Annotated in this window: 5 protein-coding genes and 1 pseudogene; 5 read left to right on the plus strand and 1 reads right to left on the minus strand. The window is 71.1% G+C overall.

Going from position 1 to position 3847, the window contains the following annotated elements; genetic code table 11:
• A pseudogene (locus GH736_RS18845) lies at positions 1 to 184 on the plus strand (mannose-6-phosphate isomerase, class I); the annotation flags it as partial.
• Between the two features lie 59 nt (positions 185 to 243).
• Here GH736_RS18845 and GH736_RS18850 read toward each other — a convergent pair.
• Positions 244 to 1224 (minus strand): GlxA family transcriptional regulator, encoded by a 981-nt coding sequence (locus tag GH736_RS18850; RefSeq protein ID WP_159606090.1) that lies wholly within the window; start codon positions 1222 to 1224, stop codon positions 244 to 246.
• 85 nt (positions 1225 to 1309) lie between these two features.
• Here GH736_RS18850 and GH736_RS18855 point away from each other — a divergent pair, with 85 nt between their 5' ends.
• From GH736_RS18855 to GH736_RS18870, 4 genes are all read left to right on the plus strand, one after another.
• Positions 1310 to 1459 carry a hypothetical protein gene (locus GH736_RS18855; protein WP_159606092.1) on the plus strand — a complete coding sequence of 50 codons (150 nt, stop codon included), beginning with the start codon at positions 1310 to 1312 and terminating at the stop codon, positions 1457 to 1459.
• Between the two features lie 128 nt (positions 1460 to 1587).
• Positions 1588 to 2556, plus strand: coding sequence for a UDP-glucose 4-epimerase GalE (gene galE, locus GH736_RS18860; RefSeq protein ID WP_159606094.1), 969 nt, complete (start codon positions 1588 to 1590; stop codon positions 2554 to 2556).
• A 193-nt stretch (positions 2557 to 2749) separates the two neighbouring features.
• Positions 2750 to 3070: a WhiB family transcriptional regulator gene (locus tag GH736_RS18865; RefSeq protein ID WP_159606096.1), complete on the plus strand. Its 321-nt coding sequence runs from the start codon at positions 2750 to 2752 to the stop codon at positions 3068 to 3070.
• Positions 3071 to 3222: 152 nt separating this feature from the next.
• Positions 3223 to 3847 (plus strand): glycosyltransferase family 2 protein (locus GH736_RS18870; protein WP_159606098.1); only part of this gene is annotated, 625 nt, incomplete at its 3' end.

A 3847-nucleotide genomic window follows, 5' to 3' on the forward strand; every position in this document is an offset into this window, starting at 1 on the left:
CCCGCCCTCGGCGATCGTGCTGGCCGAGGGCGGGTCCCTCCGTCTCCGGGGCCGGCTGGGGGAGTCGCGGCTCGACCGCGGCGAGGCGGCGTACGTCACGCCCGACGAGGGCGCCGTCGAGATCACCGGCGACGGGATCGCGTGGGTCGCGACGACCGGCCGGCTCGAGGCATCCGCCGACTGATCGACGCCGACTGGTCGACGCCGACTGGTGGGCCGGTGGCGGCGCGCCGCGCGCCGCCGTCAGCTGGCGACCGCGACCTCGCGTTCGGTCGTCTGGCGCACCCCGAAGAGCCGGCGGTACTGCGTCGGCGTGGTCTGCAGCACCTTCAGGAAGTGATGCCGCATCACGGCGGCCGCACCGAAGCCGGTCTCGCGGGCGATCTCCTCGAGGGTGAGCGAGGTCTCCTCGAGCAGCTGCTGGGCGCGGAGGAGGCGCTGCCGGTTCAGCCAGGCGTTCGGCGTCGTCCCGGTCTCCGCACGGAACCGGCGGGCGAACGTGCGCGGCGACATCAGGGCCTTGCGTGCGAGCAGGTCGACGGTGAGGTCATGGTCGAGGTGCTCGAGCATCCACTCGGTGACCTTCGCGAACGAGTCGCTGTGGCACTCGGGCACGGGGGTCTGGATGAACTGCGACTGCCCGCCGTCGCGCTGCGGCGGGACCACCATGCGCCGGGCGACGACGTTCGCGGCGCTCGCGCCGAGCTCGGTGCGCACGATGTGCAGGGCGGCGTCGATGCCCGCGGCGGTGCCGGCACCCGTGACCACCTTGCCGTCCTGCACGAAGAGCACGTCGGGGTCGACCTCGGTCTGCGGGAAGAGCTCGGCCATCTTGTCGGTGTACATCCAGTGCGTGGTGGCCCGACGCCCTTCGAGCACGCCGGCGTAGCCGAGCGTGAACGCACCCGAGCAGACCGAGAGCACCCAGGCTCCTCGCTCGACGGCGTCGCGGATGACGTCGAGCACGCGCTCGTCGGCCGGCGAGCCGACCAGGGACGCGGGCACGGCGACGAGGTCGGCCTCGTACGCGAAGTCGAGGCCCTCCTTCACGACGACGTCGAAGCCGAGCTTGGTCGTGATGGGACCCGGGTCGGCGGCGACGACGTGGAAGTCGAAGATCGGACCCCCGTGCTCACGGCGATCGATGCCGAAGACCTCGCAGATCACCCCGAACTCGAAGGGTGCCATCTGGGGGAGCGCGATGCAGGCGATGGTCTTGAGCACGTGGTCCTCCGGTTGGCAGGAAAAGGTCGTTGTGTGGCCACTCTGCCACTATCGGCAGGATGTCGCAAGGAGTACATTTTCTGCCATGACCACACTCGTGTTCCTCATCATCGCGGGCCTCGCCGTCTGGGGCGTGCTCGCCACCGTGCTCCGCCTCGACGGCGACGGCTACGGGCGCCCCGAGATCCGCAACCGCAACCGCCACGCCGAGAACCTGCCCACCCGCACCGTCTGACCGTCGGCGGCGCGCTGCGGCGGCCCGCGCCGGGTCACCGTAGTGCCGGGCCTCGGCTCGGTTCGGCCTCCCCGGTCCCGTTACGATCGTGGGAGCGCGCGGACCTCCCGCACGCGGGAGGCGGGAACATGAGCTGGCTGGTCACCGGAGGCGCCGGGTACATCGGCGCGCACGTCGTTCGGGCGTTCGCCGAGCAGGGGATCGACACGGTCGTCGTGGACGACCTCTCGTCGGGCCGGCACGGCTTCCTCCCGCAGGGCGCGGCGTTCGTGCACGGCACGATCCTCGACGGGCCGCAGCTCGAGGCCACGATGAGGCGCTACGACGTCCAGGGCGTCGTGCACCTCGCCGGATTCAAGTACGCCGGGGTCTCCGTCACACGGCCGCTCCACACGTACCAGCAGAACGTCACCGGCACCGCGACGCTCCTCGCGGCGATGGAGGCCAGCAAGGTCGAGAAGATCGTCTTCTCCTCGAGCGCCGCCGTCTATGGCACGCCAGACGTCGACCTCGTCACCGAGGAGACCCCCAAGCGCCCCGAGTCGCCCTATGGCGAGTCCAAGCTCATCGGGGAATGGCTGCTCGCCGACCAGGCGCGAGCGACCGGCCTCGCGCACACGAGCCTGCGCTACTTCAACGTCGTCGGCTCGGGCACCTCGGAGGTGTTCGACGCGAGCCCCCACAACCTCTTCCCCCTCGTCTTCGACGCCCTGCTCGACGGGCGCACGCCGCGGATCAACGGCGACGACTACCCGACCCCCGACGGCACCTGCGTGCGCGACTACATCCACGTGGCCGACCTCGCCGCCGCCCATGTCGTCGCGGCCAACCGGCTCGATGCGGGCGAGCCGATCGAGCAGGTCTACAACCTCGGGTCGGGTGACGGCGTCTCCGTCGGCGAGATCATGCGCGCCGTCGCGGAGGTGACGGGCATCGACTTCACCCCTGAGATCGCCCCGCGGCGCGAGGGCGACCCCGCCCGGATCGTGGCCTCGGGCGAGCTCGCGGCGCGCGACCTCGACTGGCGGATGCGGCACTCGCTCACGCAGATGGTCGAGAGCGCGTGGGAGGCCCGCCGCGCGGCATCCGACGCCTGATCCCGAAGACGGGGCCCGAGACCCGGCCGCCAAGATAACGTCTGCGGAACGCCCTCGGCGTGTCGCGCGCGGGTTGAAGCCTCGACGGCCGGTTGAGGGTTTACGATCCGCGACTTGACTCCCGCGAATTACACCGGTGTAATTGGTCAAGACACACCCTCTGGGTGGTCGGTACAACTGGGTGGGAGACGATATGGGCAATCCTGAATATCGTTCTGGAGTACCTGACGATTGGTTCGTCGATCCGGTGAGGCTGGGCGTGCCGGGGGTTCGGCAGGGCACGGGCGACGACAATCCGCTGGCATGGCAGAGCGACGCACTGTGTGCGCAAACCGATCCGGAGGCGTTCTTCCCTGAGAAGGGCGGCTCCACACGCGACGCGAAGAAGATCTGCACCGGTTGCGAAGTTCGTGGGGAGTGCCTCGAGTACGCCCTCTCGAACGACGAGCGGTTCGGCATCTGGGGCGGGCTCTCCGAGCGCGAGCGCCGCAAGCTCCGCAAGCGCGCGGTCTGAGCCCGGGTCCGGTGCGACGCCGTCGTCGCACCGGACCGGGGCGACCACCCGAACCGGTGGCGCGATCCGCCATGCGCCGCCTCGAGCGGTGATTCGTGGCACGCCCGCCTCGCTTGCGGATGCCGCGGCAGGCGCCGCCTAGGCTGTCCCCGATGTTCCCCAGAGTCACCGCCGTCCTCGTCGTTCGTCACGGCGGCGACCGCCTCGCCCAGACCCTCGACGCGATCCGCGCCCAGGCGCGCACGCCCGACTCCCTCGTCATCGTCCTGGCGCAGGTCGACGCGGAGGCACGAGCGCAGGCCGCCGCTGCGGGCGCGTCGCATGTTGTCGAGCTCCAGGAGCCGCTCTCGTTCGGCGAGGCGATCCGGGCGGGCGAGCGGGTCCTCGAGATCCCGACCTCGGATGCCGATGCCCTCTGGCTCCTCCCCGACGACGCCGCGCCCGAACCCGAAGCGCTGGCGGCGCTCGTCGCGACGCTCGAGACCGGGAAGTCCGTGGCGCTCGCCGGACCGAAGCTCATGGGCTGGGACGAGCCCGATCGCATCACCTCCGTGGGGCGCACGATGACGCAGCTCGGCCGGAGCGTGCCGATCGTCGCCGACGAGCTCGACCAGGGCCAGCACGACGGGCTGAGCGATGTGCTCGGCCTCGATTCCGCCGGCCTCCTCGTGCGCCACACCGTCTGGCAGGCGCTCAGCGGATTCGACCCGGCACTGCCGTCGGCCGACGACGGACTCGACCTCGGCGTGCGCGCGCGGCTGGCCGGGCACCGGGTAG

Origin of the sequence: Agromyces humi (genome assembly GCF_009720255.1) — a bacterium.
Taxonomy (GTDB): Bacteria; Actinomycetota; Actinomycetes; order Actinomycetales; family Microbacteriaceae; genus Agromyces; species Agromyces humi.